This is a genomic window from Rufibacter roseolus (genome assembly GCF_017916365.1).
Classification (GTDB): Bacteria; Bacteroidota; Bacteroidia; order Cytophagales; family Hymenobacteraceae; genus Nibribacter; species Nibribacter roseolus.
In genome coordinates, this window is sequence record NZ_JAFMSU010000003.1 from 547867 (window position 1) to 565185 (window position 17319).

14 protein-coding genes are annotated in these 17319 nt (G+C 53.9%); 8 read left to right on the forward strand and 6 right to left on the reverse strand.

What is annotated here, in order from left to right; all coding sequences use genetic code 11:
• Positions 1 to 11: 11 nt before the first annotated feature.
• Both J3P35_RS18090 and hemE read left to right on the forward strand, forming a co-directional pair.
• Positions 12 to 626, forward strand: a complete 615-nt coding sequence (locus J3P35_RS18090; RefSeq protein ID WP_210466116.1) for a MarC family protein — start codon at positions 12 to 14, stop codon at positions 624 to 626.
• A gap of 141 nt (positions 627 to 767) precedes the next feature.
• Complete coding sequence (gene hemE, locus J3P35_RS18095; RefSeq protein ID WP_210466118.1) at positions 768 to 1799, forward strand: uroporphyrinogen decarboxylase; 1032 nt, start codon at positions 768 to 770, stop codon at positions 1797 to 1799.
• Positions 1800 to 2231: 432 nt separating this feature from the next.
• Here hemE and J3P35_RS18100 read toward each other — a convergent pair whose 3' ends face one another.
• The 5 genes from J3P35_RS18100 to J3P35_RS18120 all read right to left on the reverse strand — a co-directional run bounded on the left by J3P35_RS18100 (position 2232) and on the right by J3P35_RS18120 (position 7773).
• Positions 2232 to 3263 carry a bifunctional heptose 7-phosphate kinase/heptose 1-phosphate adenyltransferase gene (locus J3P35_RS18100; RefSeq protein WP_210466120.1) on the reverse strand — a complete coding sequence of 344 codons (1032 nt, stop codon included), beginning with the start codon at positions 3261 to 3263 and terminating at the stop codon, positions 2232 to 2234.
• 106 nt (positions 3264 to 3369) lie between these two features.
• Complete coding sequence (locus tag J3P35_RS18105) at positions 3370 to 4578, reverse strand: pyridoxal phosphate-dependent aminotransferase (RefSeq protein ID WP_210466122.1); 1209 nt, start codon at positions 4576 to 4578, stop codon at positions 3370 to 3372.
• Between the two features lie 237 nt (positions 4579 to 4815).
• The gene (locus tag J3P35_RS18110; protein WP_210466124.1) at positions 4816 to 6723 is read right to left on the reverse strand and encodes a glycosyltransferase family 2 protein; all 1908 of its coding nucleotides are present in this window, start codon (positions 6721 to 6723) and stop codon (positions 4816 to 4818) included.
• Positions 6724 to 6866: 143 nt separating this feature from the next.
• Positions 6867 to 7475, reverse strand: a complete 609-nt coding sequence (gene recR / locus J3P35_RS18115) for a recombination mediator RecR (protein ID WP_210466126.1) — start codon at positions 7473 to 7475, stop codon at positions 6867 to 6869.
• Positions 7476 to 7491: 16 nt separating this feature from the next.
• A complete protein-coding gene (locus tag J3P35_RS18120) occupies positions 7492 to 7773 on the reverse strand; it encodes an ATP-dependent Clp protease adaptor ClpS (RefSeq protein ID WP_186642124.1) in 282 nt (93 codons plus the stop codon).
• Between the two features lie 249 nt (positions 7774 to 8022).
• Here J3P35_RS18120 and J3P35_RS18125 point away from each other — a divergent pair, with 249 nt between their 5' ends.
• The 4 genes from J3P35_RS18125 to J3P35_RS18140 all read left to right on the forward strand — a co-directional run bounded on the left by J3P35_RS18125 (position 8023) and on the right by J3P35_RS18140 (position 13344).
• A complete protein-coding gene (locus tag J3P35_RS18125; protein WP_246850347.1) occupies positions 8023 to 10134 on the forward strand; it encodes a S9 family peptidase in 2112 nt (703 codons plus the stop codon).
• Between the two features lie 123 nt (positions 10135 to 10257).
• Positions 10258 to 10959, forward strand: coding sequence for an SIMPL domain-containing protein (locus tag J3P35_RS18130; RefSeq protein WP_210466130.1), 702 nt, complete (start codon positions 10258 to 10260; stop codon positions 10957 to 10959).
• 123 nt (positions 10960 to 11082) lie between these two features.
• Positions 11083 to 12783 (forward strand): M28 family metallopeptidase, encoded by a 1701-nt coding sequence (locus J3P35_RS18135; protein ID WP_210466132.1) that lies wholly within the window; start codon positions 11083 to 11085, stop codon positions 12781 to 12783.
• Positions 12784 to 12930: 147 nt separating this feature from the next.
• Positions 12931 to 13344, forward strand: a complete 414-nt coding sequence (locus tag J3P35_RS18140) for an EamA family transporter (RefSeq protein WP_210466134.1) — start codon at positions 12931 to 12933, stop codon at positions 13342 to 13344.
• A gap of 141 nt (positions 13345 to 13485) precedes the next feature.
• Here the strand turns inward: J3P35_RS18140 and J3P35_RS18145 are convergent, their stop codons facing one another.
• Positions 13486 to 15276, reverse strand: coding sequence for an aminopeptidase P family protein (locus J3P35_RS18145; protein WP_246850348.1), 1791 nt, complete (start codon positions 15274 to 15276; stop codon positions 13486 to 13488).
• A 252-nt stretch (positions 15277 to 15528) separates the two neighbouring features.
• Between J3P35_RS18145 and J3P35_RS18150 the strand changes: the two genes are divergently transcribed.
• Both J3P35_RS18150 and J3P35_RS18155 read left to right on the forward strand, forming a co-directional pair.
• Positions 15529 to 16080 (forward strand): hypothetical protein, encoded by a 552-nt coding sequence (locus J3P35_RS18150; protein ID WP_210466136.1) that lies wholly within the window; start codon positions 15529 to 15531, stop codon positions 16078 to 16080.
• Between the two features lie 40 nt (positions 16081 to 16120).
• Positions 16121 to 17191, forward strand: coding sequence for a patatin-like phospholipase family protein (locus tag J3P35_RS18155; protein ID WP_210466138.1), 1071 nt, complete (start codon positions 16121 to 16123; stop codon positions 17189 to 17191).
• Positions 17192 to 17319 lie beyond the last annotated feature (128 nt).

Below are 17319 nucleotides of genomic sequence, written 5' to 3' on the forward strand. Positions count from 1 at the left end.
TATTGGGCGCAATGGAAATTCTACTCGCAACTTTCTCGGCTTTGTTTTCGGTGGTGAATCCGTTTGGCGCCATGCCGGTATTTCTCACGCTCACCCACGACGACTCCCCCGCCCGCCGGAACCAGCAGGCCTTCAGGGCTTGTCTGTACATGATCATGATCCTGACGGTTTTCTTCCTGGCGGGGCAAGCCGTGCTGGATTTCTTCGGCCTTCGGATTCATGATCTGCGTATTGCGGGGGGTATCATGATCATGCGGGCGGGCCTGGACCTGCTCAACCCTAAAGAGGACAGCAAGAAGATCTCCAAAGACGTGGTCGCCGAGGGCGTAGAAAAAGAAGATATCTCTTTTACCCCGCTGGCCATGCCCTTGCTCTCGGGCCCGGGGTCCATTGCGGTGGTCATCAGCCTTTTCACCAAGTCGCTCACCTATTTTGACATGGTCCTTACGGTGTTGGGCATCATTCTGCTGGGCGCGGTGAGTTACACCATCCTGCTTTTCTCACCTCGCCTCATGATCTTCATGGGCAAAGCCGGCCTTGCCGCCCTCACCAAAATCATGGGCTTCATTGTACTGTCTTTGGGTGTGAGTTTCATTGTAACGGCTCTGCTAGCCCTTTTCAAATAAGCCACCCACCCATTTTAAAGCCGATTTTACTAAAACAAGCCCAAAACCAATTCTGGTTTATAAGCTCTGCTTTCCATAATTTCTGACTCCGGACCCTAGACTCAGAACTCAGTACTCATTGTTTTGCCTTATCTTTGCGGCATGCAATTAAAGAACGACTTGCTCCTGCGCGCCGCCATGGGGCAGCCTACTGAAAGAACTCCCGTATGGCTCATGCGTCAGGCTGGGCGTATTTTACCGGAATACCGCGCTGTGCGCGAACGCCTCTCCGGTTTCAAGGAACTAGTGGAAACACCAGAACTGGCCGCTGAGGTGACCATTCAGCCGGTGGATCTGCTGGACGTGGATGCCGCCATCATTTTCTCCGATATCCTGGTGGTGCCCGAGGCCATGGGCTGCACCTACGAAATGATTGAGAAACGGGGACCTATCTTCCCTAACACCATCAAAACCGCCGCTGATGTAGAAAATGTGCGTGTAGCCGACCCCTACGAGCACCTGAACTACGTGCTGGAAGCCATCAAAGTCACCAAGCGCGAACTGAACGGCCGTGTGCCGCTCATCGGGTTTGCGGGCGCGCCCTGGACCATTTTCGCGTACATGGTGGAAGGCAGCGGCTCCAAGACGTTTTCTAAAGCTCGCAAGATGCTGTACGAGGCGCCTGAGTTATCGCACCAACTGCTGCGCAAGATCACTGATACCACCATTGCTTACCTTAAGGCGCAGGTAGAGGCCGGCGCCAATCTGATCCAGGTGTTTGATTCCTGGGCGGGTATTCTGCCTCCGGCGCACTATAAAGAGTTTTCTTACCGCTACATCGCGGAGATCTGCCAGGCTATTCAAGGAGTACCGGTGACGGTGTTCGCCAAGGGCGCCTTCTTCTCCCTCGCGGATTTCTCCCAGCTGGATTGCCAGGTTATTGGCCTGGACTGGAACATGGACGTGAAAGACGCCCGCGCCGCTGTGGGACCGAACAAAACCCTGCAAGGCAACCTGGACCCCTGCGCCCTCTACAACGACTTTGCCGGTGTGAAACGCGAAACCATCAAAATGCTGGAAGCCTTCGGGCCTAACCGCCACATCGCCAACCTAGGCCATGGCGTGTACCCCGATACCGATCCTGAGAAGGTGAAATGCTTTATCCAGACGGTGAAAGAGTACAGCCACAGGTAAGTATTTTCTGCCCGTTTTTCAGAAAACGATATAAAAAAACGGCCTCCTGTTCAGATGAGCAGGAGGCCGTTTTCTATTTAAAGAGCATCTATTTCCTTAGACTTGGGAATGCCTTTTCTGAGGCTTTCGCCTTACTGAAGCTGCAAACTTCAGGTCATTTTAGGTCCAAGTTGAAAACTTGAACCAGATAACGGGTTTTACTAGATTTCTAGGTAATAGATATTAAAGTACGAGACCTTACCTCATACCACTTCATCCCCCTACCGCAAGTTTAGCGCTAGCGTAACTTGTGGTTGCCATGACGGCAAGTTTGCAACTTGCCTGCTGCACTAGCAGCATTTAAAAGGTTACTGCACTTTATAAGAATCAGCCTTTAACCACAATCCCATTTAAAGGCCATTTTCTCAACAACAGCCCCAAAACACCTATACTTCAGGTAGTCACTTCAAACGAAGCCAGCTCTTTCTGTAGCACCTGCGATTTCTGGGCTTCTGATTTGAGCTGATCGCGGTTAATAGGCACCACGCCTACGTGTTCGCAGACCAGACCTCCGCCCAGGTTGGCCAGTTCCGCCAAGGCAGGCAGCGGCAGGCCGGCAGCCAGGCTCAAGGCGGCGATGCTCACCACTGTATCGCCTGCACCTGATACATCGGAGATGGAACGGATGTGGGCATCTAGGTAGGTTTTGCCTTGGACTGCTGATTGGCAGAAAACTCCGCGTTCTGAGAGGGTGACCAGCACATTCTCCAGGTCCATCTTCTGTTGCAATTGGTTTACGGCGGCTTCAAAAGCTTCTACGTTCGCATCCGCGAAATCTACTTTCAAGCCTTCTTTGAGTTCTTTCAGGTTGGGTTTGAAGAGCGTGCTGCCTTTGTAAGACAGGAAATTCTTTTTCTTGGGATCTACTACCGTGGGTACCCCGGCTCCTTTGGCCAGCGTGAGCAACTCCTCAATTACTTCGGTACTCAGCACGCCTTTGTCGTAATCCTCGAAGATGACCACGTGGGCGTTCTCCAGAAGCCCCTGGAAACGCTGTACCAGGGCCTGCCGCTCAGTGGGCGTTAAATCCATCTCCACTTCTGAATCTATCCTCAGCAACTGCTGGCCGCCCGAGATGATACGCTGTTTCACGGTGGTGGGCCGCTCAGGGCTCAGGACAATGCCCTCATCGGTTTGGCCTTGCTCCCGCAGCAAACGGATGAGATCGGCACCTTCTGGGTCATCGCCTACCACGGAGCACAGCAGCGGCGTGGCGCCTAGGCTCTGCACGTTTAGGGCCACGTTGGCGGCCCCACCCAGGCGCTGCTCGGTTTTGGTTCTGTTCACAATGGGAACCGGGGCCTCCGGCGACAAGCGGGACGATTTTCCCCAGAGATAGGCGTCAATCATCACATCCCCTACCACTAACACCCGCAGTTGGCTGAAACGGTCAAAAAGGGAGGATACGGTGCGCTGAATGGACATTCAGAAAGATAAATAGGGTTGAAACAAAACATTGGATAACCCACCCTATCTGTAGGCGTGTTATCCAATGTCTGTCAAAGGTAAGAAGAAAATGCGAGACTCGCTTTTAGCTTAGTTTAGCCAAACTAGCCTTGATACGCTCCAAAGCTTCAATCAATTTTGCGTCTGAGGCGGCAAACGAGAAGCGGATACACTCCGGTGCCCCGAAGGCGCCACCTTCCACCAGGGAAACGTGGGCATCGTTGAGCAGGTACATGGCCAGGTCGTTTGCGTTCTCAATTTTGATGTCGCCGGCAGACTTCCCGAAGAAAGCGCTCACATCCGGGAAGATATAGAAGGCACCCTGCGGCACGTAGGTCTTGATGCCGGGTATATCGTTCATGAGGCCCAATACCAAGTCACGACGACGCAGGTAAGAAGCGCTCATTTCCTCGGCAGAAGCTCTTCCGCCTTCCAGCGCGCCTTGGGCAGCTTTCTGGGCGATGGAGCAGGTACCGCTAGTGATCTGGCTCTGCATTTTGTCGCAGGCATCGGCGATGTCTTTGTGGGCAGCAATGTAACCCACGCGCCAGCCGGTCATGGCATAACCTTTAGAGAAGCCGTTCACGGTCACCACGCGGTCTTTGATAGACTCAAAGCGGGCCAGGCTGTAATGCTCCCCGGTGAAGTTAATGTACTCGTAGATTTCATCGGCGATGACGTGCACCTGCGGGTGTTTCTCCAGGATGGCGGCAAACGCAGCCAGTTCGTCTTTGGTGAACACAGACCCGGTGGGGTTACACGGCGAAGAATACATCACCAGTTTGGTATTGGAGGTGATGGCGTCTTCCAGTTGCTGGGCCGTGATTTTGTAGTCGTTCTCAAGGGCGCCACGTACGGGAACCGGAATGCCCTCGGCCAGTTTCACTACTTCCTCGTAGCTCACCCAGTAGGGAGAGATGATAATCACCTCATCGCCGGGGTTCACGAGGCACATCACCGCGTTGGCGATGGACTGCTTGGCACCCGTGGATACCACAATGTTCTCTGGGCCGTATTCCAGGCCGTTGTCGCGGCGCAGCTTCTCCACAATGGCCTTGCGCAGGTCTGGGTAGCCGGCTACGGGCGTATAGAAGGTATAGCCATCGTCAATGGCTTTCTTGGCAGCGTCTTTAATGTACTGAGGGGTCTGGAAATCGGGTTCCCCAAAGCTTAGGTTGATTACATCCACGCCTTTGGCTGCCAGTTCGCGGGCCTTTTTGGCCATGGCAATCGTCTGTGATTCGGCAAGTGAGGTAATGCGGTCTGATAATACTTTTTGTTCGGTAGTAAGCATCTCTTGAGAAGACATAAAGGTGTGGGATCAAAAATAGGACCTTTTGCTGTTTTTATAGCTGATTCGTGAATATTTAATTAATCTTTCACGGTTTTGGGGCCATTTACTGGAAAATAAGGAAGAAACAGGCATATGTATCTCCTTAAAACGCGCTCTTTGCTTAGAAAGTATCTTCTGGAGGGAATACGTCTGGCCTATGCCTCTTCTACTAATTAAAACGGAAAGGGTTCTGTTTTCCTAGATGGATCTTCCCAGATTAGAGAGATTCCTGGCCAGGATAACTAGGTCAGTATAAGGCGTATAGTCTTTGGCGTAGACTACCTCCATTTGTCGGGCCGCCGCCGGACTAATGCGCCGGTTAGAGACTTTGTCTACCGGCGAGAGAATGGCGGGCTTAGACTCCGGCGTGGCGGTGGCTTTAAGTCCCACCCACTGGTAAAGGCCCACCAGGTTTCCGAGGCAATTTTTCAGAAACTGCCTTTTCCCTTTGATGCGCCAGATCAAAAACGGCGACAGCATCAGCAGCACCGCGCTCACAAGTGAATTCAAAACCACTTTGTTCCGGCGGTGGTATGGGTTGAGCAGGTTCACCTCAATGTGCAGGGCGTAATAGTCGCCGCGGGCGTTCTTTGACGAGGACCCGATGATGTAAGTGCTGTTCTCAGGCAGGATCTTGAACTCCACGGCGCTGTTATGGATCTGCACCATCCATTCAATGATCTGGGATACGGCCAGGTCCTTGCCGCAGAAAATGAGCTCGTTGATTTTATAAATCTCAATTACCTCCTTTATCTGCCTGAGGTCTGCCGGGGTATGCTGCGGCTCCAGGTGTGCCAAGGGTTTCTGGGCGCCGGCCTGCCGCAGCAGCACCGAGGCCCTTTTCACCTCCCGACTACTGCCCACCACCGCAATGCGCTTGGCCTTGGGCTCCCCGAACCGCCAGTGCCCGTAAGATTTAAAATGCCAGATAAGGCGCCAGAGCGTCATACCCACCAAACCCACCAACACGGCCACCAAGAGGTGCTTCTTGTTCGTCTCGCCTACAATGGACACGATGCTGGAGAAAGCCATGAGCAGGATACTACCCCACAGCATGCCGCTGACCAGCCGGTAAAGCCGGCCCGGTTTGTCATAGGCCCCACTGAAGAAAGCACTGCCCAGCCAGACGGCCAGGTATGCGCCCCACATGGGCGTAAAACCCAAGGGCAGAGGATCAGGCACTACTTTCTCGCCCACCACCGCGCCAATGGCCAGACAAAGCCCATCCAGCAGAAGCGGCGTTACCCGCTGAAAAGCCCTGACCAGAATAGCAATGGCCGCCCGTAGGTAAATGGCCAACCGAATAAGGAATGAGTATAGTCTGGCCTGCCGGCCGCTAAAATGCTTCTCCGCGAAGACCATCATGGCCCGGTAGAACATGAACACGTAGTTCACGCTCGTTTTGCGGGTGCTCTCGCCTTTGTAGTGGATGATGCGGGTCTCGGGGAAGTACACCACGTCGTAGCCGCCTTCCTTGATGCGGTAAGAAAGGTCTATGTCCTCGCCGTACATGAAGAAGTCCTCATCCAAAAGGCCTACTTTCTCCAGGGCTTGGGCGCGTATGAACATGAAAGCCCCCGCCAGGATATCGATTTTATGCACCTGATCTGGGTGCAGGTGGCCCAGATGGTAGCGGTTGAACACCGAGGAAGTAGGGAACATGGCCGCCAGCCCGAAGACCTTGGAAAAAGCCACCCAAGGCGTGGGAAGGCCGCGTTTAGACTCGGGCAGGAACAGCCCGGCCCCGTCCATCATCTTCACCCCCAGGGCCCCGGCTTTGGGGTGCTCTTCCATGAACTTGAAGCACTTGCAGAAGGTGTCTTCTTCCACCACCGTGTCTGGGTTGAGCAGTAGCACATACTTGCCCTGGGCCTGCCGGATGGCCTGGTTATTGGCTTTGGAAAAACCCAGGTTCTCTTTGTTGGCCAGAAGAATGACCTCGGGGAAGCGCCGCTGCACCATCTCCACCGATCCGTCCACGGAGTTGTTGTCTACTACAAACACCTCTACCTGCAGCCCCCGCACCGCCTTTCTCACAGAAAGCAGGCATTGCTCCAGGAAATAGCTGACGTTGTAATTGACAATAATGACGGAAAGGTCTTTCAAGCAGCGAACGTTGGGTCGTAGTGGATGTGGCCGGTAATGCTTCTGTAAGTTCAGAAAATTCTACAAACATAAAAAAAGCAGGAACATATGTTCCTGCTCTGGAAGCCATTTCTGGCCTGTTTTCTTTAAAATAAGCCTAAAACCTAGATCTGGCTGTAAGCGGTACGGTCCAAAATGCTTCGGCCCAGGGTAATCTCATCGGTGTACTCCAGTTCGCCGCCCACCGGCACGCCCCTGGCGATGCTGCTGATGCGAGCCGGGTAGTCTTTCAGTTTGCGGGTAAGATAGAAAGCGGTAGTATCACCTTCCATGGTGGGGCTCAGGGCCAGGATGATCTCTTTCACCCCGGAGTTTGGCAAACGCTCCACCAGTGACTGGATGTGCAGGTCTGACGGGCCCACGCCTTCCAGCGGGGAGATCACGCCACCCAGCACGTGGTACACGCCTTTGTACTGCGACGTATTCTCAATGGCAATCACATCACGCATGTCGCTCACCACGCAGAGCAGGGCACGGTCGCGGAGCGGATTGGAACAGATACTGCATACTTCCACGTCTGAGATGTTGTGGCAGGTTTTGCAGTACCTAATGCCGGTGCGCATGCGTACCAGCGCCTCAGAAAGTTGTTTGGTATCTTCGGTCTCGGCTTTGAGCAGGTGCAGCACCAGGCGCAAGGCGGTTTTCTTGCCTACGCCGGGTAACTTGGCCAACTCCTCTACCGCATTCTCAATCAGCTTTGAAGGAAAATTCATCCAGTTAATTCAGGGGTTAAACGATATCCGCTGAGATACCCCGGTCATGGATGGCAGTGCACATGATTTCCAACTCGGTGAAAGTGCCCAGTTTCACGGTACACTTCCCTTTGTAATGAATCAGCATGGTACATTGCTCGGCCTGTTCCTGTGTGTGGCGGCAGACCTGCACCAGTGTATTGATCACGTGCTCAAACGTATTCACGTCATCGTTGTACACCACCAGCTCGCGCATATCGGTGGTTTCCTCCAACAACAGCACGTCTTCCTGCTCCAGAATTTCAGTTAGAATGTCCATAACGCAAAATTAAGCAATTAACATGAGTTTAGGAAGCTCTACCTGTTTGGGTCTCAGCAAAAGTAAAACAGTTAAAAAACACCTCTTGTTCCGATAAATAAGGTAGTTTAGCCTTATTTTTGATAGAAAAACTGTCTTGTAAAGCCGTTGCACAGACGGCTGTTTAACGGCTGTTTTTCATCTTTCAACCCCAAAACCAACATGTACAGACAACCCCTTCAGCTGATAGTGTTTCTATGGCTATCACTTATGGCTTCTTTTACGGCAACGGCCCAGCAGAAGCTGCTGACCATGGAAGATGCCTTCATGAATTCCAGCCTCTCGCCCGCCAACCTGCGCAGACTCAACTGGGTGCCCGGCACCAATGACTACAGCTACGTGAGCGACAAAATGGACCAGCTCATGCGCGGTTCGGTGCGGGAAAACGCCCGTCCGGTTCTTTCGCTCGCTGACCTTAACGCCGCCCTGGAAAAAGCCGGCACCGGCAAAGTCGCTAACGTAAACGGCCTGGAGTGGCTTAACGCCAACGAGGTGGTTCTAAAGCAAAACGGCACGGTGTTCCGGTACAACCCGCAGACCAAAGCCGGACAGGTGTTCTACAGACTGGATGCCGCCGCCGAGAACCCCGACTTCGCCCCTAACCACCAGCGCGTGGCCTATACCAAAGCGCAGAACCTGTTCATCTCTCAGCCCGGCAAAGAGAACCAGCAGATCACCCAGGAAAATAACCCTGCCATTATGAACGGACAGGCGGCGCACCGCTCAGAGTTCGGGATTAGTAAAGGAACGTTCTGGAGCCCCAGCGGCAACAGCCTGGCCTTCTACCGCATGGACCAGACTATGGTCACTGATTATCCGCTGGTAGACATCAGCGCCGTGCCGGCCAAACTGAACAACATCAAATACCCCATGGCTGGTGGCAAGAGCCACCACGTGACGGTGGGCGTGTACAACGTGGCCTCTGGCAAGACGGTTTTCCTGAAGACCGGCGAGCCCGCCGAGCAGTACCTCACCAACCTGACCTGGAGCCCAGACGAGAAATCCATCTACCTGGCAGTGGTGAACCGCGCCCAGAACCACATGTGGCTGAACCAGTACGATGCCGCCACCGGGGCTTTTGTAAAAACCTTGTTTGAGGAGCAGAACGAGAAATGGGTTGAGCCAGAGCACCCCATGTACTTCGTGCCCAACCACCCAGATCAGTTTGTCTGGATCAGCGAGCGCGACGGCTTTGACCACCTGTACCTGTACAGCACCAACGGCAAGCTCATCCGGCAACTGACCAAAGGCGACTGGGTAGTCACGGATTTGGTGGGTTTTGATAAAAACGGCCGCGAAGCGTACTACACCTCCACCGCCGAGAGCCCGCTGGAGCGCCATTTCTACGCCGCCGAGCTCAGCACCGGCCGCACCGGCAGACTCACCCAGGGCAGCGGCGTGCACAACATCACCTTCAGCCCAACCGGCCAGTTCTTCATTGACAACTACAGCAGCCCGGCCACGCCGCGCACCATCCGCATTCTGGACACCGATGCCGGCAAAATCACCAAAACGCTGCTGGTAGCCCCTAACCCGTTGGAAGGTTACGCACTGGGCGAGACCACCGTTTTCCCCATCAAAGCCGAGGACGGCACCACCGATCTGTTCTGCCGCATGATCACGCCACCCAACTTCGATGAGAAGAAAAAATACCCGGTGGTGGTCTACGTGTACGGCGGTCCGCACGCGCAGATGATCACCAACGGCTGGCTGGGCGGTTCCAACCTCTGGATGCAGCTCATGGCCCAGAAAGGCTACATCGTGTTCACCCTGGACAACCGCGGCTCCGCCGACAGGGGCCGCGCCTTTGAGCAGGCCATCTTCCGGCAGGTAGGCGTACCCGAGGTGAGCGACCAGATGCAAGGTGTGGCTTACCTCAAGGGCCTGCCCTATGTAGATGCCAATCGCTTGGGCGTGCACGGCTGGAGCTACGGCGGTTTCATGACCACCTCGCTCATGCTAAAGAAACCCGGTGTCTTCAAAGTGGGCGTGGCCGGCGGCCCCGTGATTGACTGGCGCCTCTACGAGGTCATGTACACCGAGCGCTACATGGACACGCCCCAGGAAAACCCACAGGGCTTTGAGCAGGCCAACCTCCTCAACCAGGTGAAGAACCTCAAAGGCAAACTGCTCATGATTCACGGCACCGTTGACGATGTGGTGGTATGGCAACACAGCCAATCCTTCCTGAAAAAAGCCGTGGACGAAGGCGTGCTGCTGGATTACTTTGTGTACCCTGGCCACCCGCACAACGTGGGCGGCAAAGACCGCGTGCACCTCTACAAGAAGGTGACTGAGTACTTTGACGAGCATCTGAAGTAAGAACGATTATCACTTGTTTTGCAGAAAACAGGCCAGAATCAGAAAGGGCGCCTCCATCACAGAGGCGCCCTTTCTGTTAACCCGGCAATGTCTATCTTTGAAAGCACTACGCTTACCGCCTCTATGAAAAAACTTCTAATCGCCTTCTTTCTTCTGCTGTCTACAGCTGGGTACACTCAAATTATTTCACCTGAGAACCGAATCGTAGTGCTTGGTGCAGCCTCCGTGGAAGCCCCTGCAGACCGGGTTACTTTTCATATCAACCTTTCCACCATAGATACTTTTAGCCTGGACAAGGTGTATGAACAACATAAATTGTTAGAAGCAAAAGTGTTCAAGATACTGAACGACTTTCATGTGCCCGCTCAAAAAGTAAAGTATACTCTTTTCTCAGTAGTAAGACACCCCTCTGTTTACGGTCCAGCAAATGGAAACGAGGTTTTGATTTTTGAGGGAATGCAAGAAGTCACTTTTACCATTGACTCCATCAAAGATTACCCCAGCATCCAGGAAAATTTAATCAGGGCAGGAGTTAACAACTTTAACAGCAGTTTCTCTTCATCCAAGGAGGAAGCTATGAAAAAAGAAGTACTAGCCAAAGCCGTAGCCGTAGCAAAAGAGAAAGCAGATATTCTTGCATCCGCCGCTGACAGAAAGGTGAAGCGAATTGTAAAGGTTGCCGAAGCCGATGAATCAGACCCTACTTTCAGTAATTACCTGGGTGATGGCGTAACTGCATCGGCTCCAGCAGAGGCTTCTTTAATAGATATTTCGCAGAATGTTTCTGTGGCTATAACCGTGAAAGTGGTATTTGAGTTAAAATAGCTGTTGAAGAAATACTCCTTTCTTACACCCAGCTTCATTTCAGGTGTAAGCCATTCGTTAGCTTTATCTAAAGGTACTGCGTCAAACCGTTATACATTAAACACCCAAACAACAACTCTTTACATGCTTCAACGATTTCATTTTGGGGCTATTCCGCTCAGTTTAGGTCTTTTCTCCGCTTGCCAATCCACCAGTCCTCAGAATACGGCTGCTGTCAACAATACTACTTCCGCTACAACGGAGGCATCGGTTGTGCGTGAAGTGCGGGTGACGGAAGACAGCTATCGTACCTATGTGACTGCGCTGGCGTCTAATGCCATGGAGGGCCGCAAACCGTTCTCCAACGGCGAGAAGAAAACCCTCGCTTACCTGGAGGGGGAAGCCAAGGCGCTGGGCTTGGAACCAGGTAATGGTAACAGCTACCTGCAGGAAGTGCCCATGGTGGAAATCACCTCCTCCCCTGCCCAGACCATGACCGTGAAAGGCAAAAAGTCCATGACGTTGAAAGGGCTGGATGAGTACGTGATCTGGGCCAGACGCACCGAGGAAAATGTTTCCATCAAAGACAGCGAGCTGGTGTTTGCCGGTTTCGGGATTGTGGCGCCGGAATATAATTGGAACGACTACGCCGGGCTTAACGTGAAAGACAAAGTAGTGGTGGTGCTGGTGAGTGATCCGGGGTTCTACTCTTCTGACACCACCTTCTTCAAAGGCCGCACCATGACGTATTATGGCCGCTGGACCTACAAACTGGAGGAAGCCGCCCGCCAGGGAGCCAAAGGCTGCCTCATTGTGCACGCCACCGAGCCCGCCGGCTACGGCTTCAAAGTGGTGCAGAACAACTGGAACACCTCTAAGTTCTACCTCGATCCTAAAGGCAAGGACTCGTACCGCTGCGCCATGGAAGGCTGGATTACCACGCCCGTGGCTGAGAAACTGTTCGCCGCGGCCGGCAAGAACTTCCAGGCAGAACTGCAGCGGGCCGCCAAACCTGGCTTCAAAGGAAACGCACTGGGCCTTACCATGAGCACTTCCCTGAAAGCCAAAGTGCGGTATGACAAATCTTACAACTTCATCGCGAAGATCAGCGGCAGCAAACGGCCCGAGGAAGCGATTGTGTACTCGGCGCACTGGGATCACCTGGGCATCGGGAAGAAAAACGAGCAGAACGACAGCATCTACAACGGCGCCGCCGATAACGCCAGCGGCACTGCCGGGTTGCTGGCCGTAGCCAAGGCGTTCCAGGCGCAAGGTCAGAAACCAGATAGAACCGTGGTGTTTCTTTCGGTGACTGCCGAGGAGCAAGGTCTGCTGGGTTCACAGTTCTACGCCGAGAACCCCACCTTCCCCAAGGAGAAAACCGTGACCAACCTCAACATGGACATGCTCAACCCCTACGGCACCACCAAAGACATCGTGCTCATTGGCATAGGACAGTCTGAGTTGGAGGAAATCCTTTCTGAGGAAGCGCAGAAAGAAGGCCGCTACATTGCGCGTGACCCGAACCCCGAGGCTGGCCTGTACTATCGCTCTGACCACTTCAACTTCGCGAAAATGGGTATTCCGGCGTTGTTCACCGGCATGGGCATTGACCACGTGCAACTGGGTAAAGCCGAGGGCAAAAAGCTCCTGGACAACTTCACGGCCAACGTCTACCACAAACCCAATGACGAGGTGAACGCCGCTTTCAAGACGGATGGTGCCGCCGCCGATTTGCAGTTGCTGTACCAGGTGGGCAAGCGCCTGGCCTTCTCCAACCAGTGGCCGCAGTGGAAAGCCGGTTCTGAGTTCAAGTCCATACGCGACCAGTACATGGCTAAGTAATCTTGTTTGAGGCACGATTTAGCAGAATCAGGTGAAAAACACCAAAGCGAGGCCGCTCCAATTGTTGGAGCGGCCTCGCTTGTTTAACCCCTCGCGTCTCAGACCTCACCGCTTTCCGTATAGTTACTGAACCAAACCTGGTAGAATATGTGGTGGATGTATGCGCTTCTCTCGGCTGTTTTTGCGGCGTTAACGGCCATTTTCGCTAAAGTAGGCATCAAAAGCATGGATTTAGACCTGGCTACGGCCATCAGGACGGTGGTCATTCTGGTATTAGCCTGGTCCATTGTCCTGGTGAAAGGAAGCCTTGGCACCGTTACTACCCTTTCCAGAACTAACTGGACCTTTCTGCTTTTATCTGGCGTAGCCACCGGTCTTTCCTGGATCTTTTATTTTAAGGCACTGCAATTGGGTAAGGTCTCGCAGGTAGCTCCCGTAGACAAAGCCAGCGTGGCCATCGCTATTCTGCTCTCCGTCCTTTTCCTGGGCGAAACCCTGACCCTTAAAACCGCCATTGGCGCCGGGCTCATCATTGCAGGTACGTTGGTGCTGGTTGCCTGAGTCTGGGTCCTTCCCTTCGTTTTAGGGCCATTTTTACAAAAGAAGGCAAAAGCCTCCATCATACTTACATTAACCCAAAGAGGCTTCCACTTTTATGATAAGTGGAAGCCTCTTTGGGTTAATTGTATACTGAAGTTGAGATTAAATCGCCTTCGCTTTTTCTGTAAGCCAGGCTAATTCTTCCGGGGTCAAATGCGGTCCTAGTTTCTCCACCACTCCCTGGTTATAGTTGTTCAGCCATTGGATGTGGTGCGCCTCCAGCAGGTCTTTGTTCACCGGGGCAGTGTCAATCAGGAATTGGGTGAGCGTCTCAAAGGTATAGAACTCCCCGAACTCATTGGTTTCACCAACCACGGTGAGCACCAGGTTCTCTATCCGGATGCCGTAGCGGCCGGGACGGTAGATGCCAGGCTCCACCGAGGTGATCATGCCCAGTTCAATGTCCACGGGTAATGGCGTGGGATTGAAGGTATGGGGCCCCTCATGCACGTTCAGGAAGAAGCCTACGCCATGGCCGGTGCCGTGTCCGTAGTTGCGGGCATGGTCCCAGAGCGGTTTGCGGGTGATGGCGTCTATCTGGTAGCCGCGGGTGCCCTTGGGGAACCGGGCGGTAGAGCCATCAATGGTTCCTTTCAGGACCAGCGTGTAATCGGTTTTCTCTTCCTGGGTGAGGTTCCCCAGGGAGATCACGCGGGTGATATCGGTAGTGCCGGTCTGGTACTGTCCGCCGGAGTCCAGCAGGAATAGGCCCTCGGGTTTCAGCACGGCGTCGCTCTCTGGCGTGGCTTTGTAGTGCGGCAAGGCGCCGTGCTCACGGTAGCCGGCAATGGTGTTAAAGCTTTCGCCTACAAAGCCCTCCTGCCCGGCCCGGAACTCTCTCAATTTCTCGGCGGCAGAGATCTCGGTGACTTCCGTTTTCGTGATGTTTTCCTCTAACCACATGAAAAACCGGGTAAGGGCCACGCCGTCTTTTACCATGGTAGTGCGGGTGTGCGTCACCTCCGCCTGGTTCTTGATCGCCTTGAATACCGTGGTGGGATTGGTTTCCTGGAACACGCTGATCTGGGCGGGCAATTGCTCAAACAAAGCTTGGCAGGTGCGTTTAGGGTCTAGGTAAATAGAATCCTCAGCGGGCAACTGGTTCAAGGCCTGGCCCACCGCCTCATAGGGTTGAAGGGTCACGTCGGCAAGCGCCAGACGGGCTTTTTCTTCCGGGCTCAGTTTGGCTTCCTCAATGAACAACACGGCCTGGTCCTGGCTGATCAGCGCGAAGCTCAACACCACCGGATTGCATTTCACATCGCTGCCTCGCACGTTGAAGAGCCAGGCAATATCATCCAGCGAGGAGATGAGGTGATACGCTGTTCCGGCTTCCTGCAAGGCCGCGCGAAGCTCCCGCAGTTTGTCTTCCAGGGGTTTCCCGGTGATCTGCTCATCCAGCAGGAACGCTGGAGCGGTAGGCAGGGCTGGGCGGTTCTCCCAGACTGCTTCCAGGTAATCACGGTCGCTGGCCAGTTGAATGCCGCGGCGTTTCAGTTGCTGCTCCAGAAGCTGAGCCAGGGTCAGGGACATAAGCCGGCCGTCAAAGGCCACGGTTTCGCCGCTCTGCAGTTTAGTGGCGAGCCACTGGATGTACTCCGGCGCGTGCTGCACTTTCAGTTTCACCAGCTCAAAGCCGGAGCCTGCCAACTGCTCCTGGGCCTGCTCAAAGTAACGGGCATCGGTCCAGAGGCCGGCGAAATCCTGGGTAATCACCAAAGTACCCGCCGAGCCGGTGAAGCCCGAGGCAAAGGCAATGCACTTGTAACGGTCTGGCACGTACTCGCTGATGTGCGGATCTGCCGATGGAATGATGTAGGCACTCACCCCCTGCGCCTGCATCTGCTGCCGGATGCCGGCTAATCTATCTGTATGGTTCATGAACTCTTGCATGTGTTTGCGGGCCAAATTACGGATTTTAAAGAAAGGTGAGTTACTTCCGCACCATCCAGCGAGGCGTCATATCACCCGGCCACCAGCCTCAATAAGCACCAGAATCGAGGTGAAAAGAGAATATCAGCACAGACCCAGGTCCTTGTGGCGCAATTGCTAACAAAGCCGTACTTTTGCTAAAGAATTGAGCCTCATGCACTCTTAACGGCTTCAATTCCTAATTCCCAATTCTTCATTCCTAATTAACAAAGCATGCCCGTACCCTCCGCTGACTTCAAGCAGGCGTTGAAAAAATTAAGTGAGAAAGAGAAGGAAGCCCTTATTCTGCGGCTGGTGCGCAAAGACGCTGAGGCATATGATACTCTGGCCTTTGAGTTGCTGGACGATGTTACCCTGGAAACCCTCTACGAGCGCAGCACCGAGACCATCCATGACATTTTGTTCACGGCTAATGGCCGAAGCCTGAGCAAAGCCCTGAACCGTGCCCTTAAGAAGTGCTCTCAGGAGATTGCCCGGTACTACCGGGTCACCAAAGACCGTAAAGGCGAAGTGGAACTGCACCTGTACCTGCTAGGGCAGATCTTTGATAACTTCACCGGTCAGTTTGATAGCATCTACAAAGGCTTCTATGTGTCCACGGCCCGGTTGGTGCAACGCTCCATGTCGCTCATCCTGAAACACCTCCACGAAGATTACCACCTGGAGTACCAGGACCAGATCAACACCTTCCTCACCGACCTGAACGGCCGGAGCAAACGCCGCCAATTGCCGTTCAACCTGCCCATGCAATTTGAGATAGACTAATATGCCCTCCTCTTTTAGCCCTGTTTTCCGGAAATCAGCCTTGAAACAACTTTTCTGCTTTTGCCTGCTGGCGGCGGTACTCTTCTTGCCCACAGGGTTGCGGGCGCAGGATACGGTCTCCAAACCAGTGTACCGGAACCTGGCCCTGGAAGGCGGCGGCATCAGGGGTATTGCGTATGGCGGGGCATTGATGGAACTAGAGAAACGCGGCTTACTGCAACCCATTGAACGGGTGGCAGGCACCTCGGCGGGAGCCATTCAGGCTTGCTTGCTGGCCATGGGCTACTCACCGCAGGAAATCACCGAGATTACTTTCCAGACGCCTTTGCAGCAATTCACCGATGGGCGTTTCTTGTTCCTGGGTGGATTCAACCGCATGGCCAAAAACTATGGTTGGTACCGGGGCGAGAAGTTCACGCAGTGGCTGGCTTCGCTCATAGACAAGAAAAGCGGAAACCCTGATCTGACCTTCGCGGAGCTGCACGCCCTGGCGGGAAAAAACGGCTTCCGGGATTTGTACATCACGGGCACCAACCTGTCAGAGCAGCGCGCAGAGGTGTTCAGCCACGAGACATACCCCCAGATGCGTGTGAAAGACGCCGTACGGATCTCCATGAGCGTGCCTTTGTTCTTCCAGGCGGTATTCATGGACCCAAAGGGTGGCGTGCACCCCAAGCCGCTGCCCAACGCGGAAACTTGGGTGATGGTAGACGGCGGATTGCTGGCCAACTTTCCTATCATGGTTTTTGATGACCAGCGGTATTTCTCCGGCGGAAGAACAACTGCCGGGCCGCAGGAAAAACGCTTCATCAACCCCGAGACGCTGGGTATCAGGCTGGACCATGATGACCAGATTGCCTTTGACGCGGAACGAAAGGGATTGGCGCCGCACCAGATTGTGGACCTGCCCTCTTACATGAACGCCTTCTACCGCATGGTCCTGGAGAACCTGAACCGCCATGCCCTTACCCCGGCCGACTGGGACCGAACCGTCTCGGTGAGTACGGCTGGTTTCGGGCCCAAAGTGAAGCGCCTTTCTGAGAAAGACAAAGAGAAACTGCTGGCCAGCGGCCGCACTGGCATGCTGCAGTTCTTCGTGGCCTGCGAATAATCACTCCATGGGCGGACCTCGCCCGTATTTCTTCAGCCTAAGGCGTTTTACGCCTGTTTTCTGTTAAACGGCTCTAAAGCCGTCAGGGGCCCTTGTGTTCCAACAATATAGCATACTGCGTATTTTTC

Bases quoted from the DNA above. Each gene is read 5' to 3' on its own strand.
- recR (WP_210466126.1), bottom strand. From the start codon at position 7,475: ATGAATTTTCCTTCAAAGCTGATTGAGAATGCGGTAGAGGAGTTGGCC.
- J3P35_RS18140 (WP_210466134.1), top strand. From the start codon at position 12,931: ATGTGGTGGATGTATGCGCTTCTCTCGGCTGTTTTTGCGGCGTTAACG.
- J3P35_RS18100 (WP_210466120.1), bottom strand. From the start codon at position 3,263: ATGTCCATTCAGCGCACCGTATCCTCCCTTTTTGACCGTTTCAGCCAA.
- J3P35_RS18130 (WP_210466130.1), top strand. From the start codon at position 10,258: ATGAAAAAACTTCTAATCGCCTTCTTTCTTCTGCTGTCTACAGCTGGG.
- J3P35_RS18105 (WP_210466122.1), bottom strand. From the start codon at position 4,578: ATGCTTACTACCGAACAAAAAGTATTATCAGACCGCATTACCTCACTT.
- J3P35_RS18150 (WP_210466136.1), top strand. From the start codon at position 15,529: ATGCCCGTACCCTCCGCTGACTTCAAGCAGGCGTTGAAAAAATTAAGT.
- J3P35_RS18145 (WP_246850348.1), bottom strand. From the start codon at position 15,276: ATGCAAGAGTTCATGAACCATACAGATAGATTAGCCGGCATCCGGCAG.
- J3P35_RS18135 (WP_210466132.1), top strand. From the start codon at position 11,083: ATGCTTCAACGATTTCATTTTGGGGCTATTCCGCTCAGTTTAGGTCTT.
- J3P35_RS18120 (WP_186642124.1), bottom strand. From the start codon at position 7,773: ATGGACATTCTAACTGAAATTCTGGAGCAGGAAGACGTGCTGTTGTTG.
- hemE (WP_210466118.1), top strand. From the start codon at position 768: ATGCAATTAAAGAACGACTTGCTCCTGCGCGCCGCCATGGGGCAGCCT.
- J3P35_RS18125 (WP_246850347.1), top strand. From the start codon at position 8,023: ATGGCTTCTTTTACGGCAACGGCCCAGCAGAAGCTGCTGACCATGGAA.
- J3P35_RS18090 (WP_210466116.1), top strand. From the start codon at position 12: ATGGAAATTCTACTCGCAACTTTCTCGGCTTTGTTTTCGGTGGTGAAT.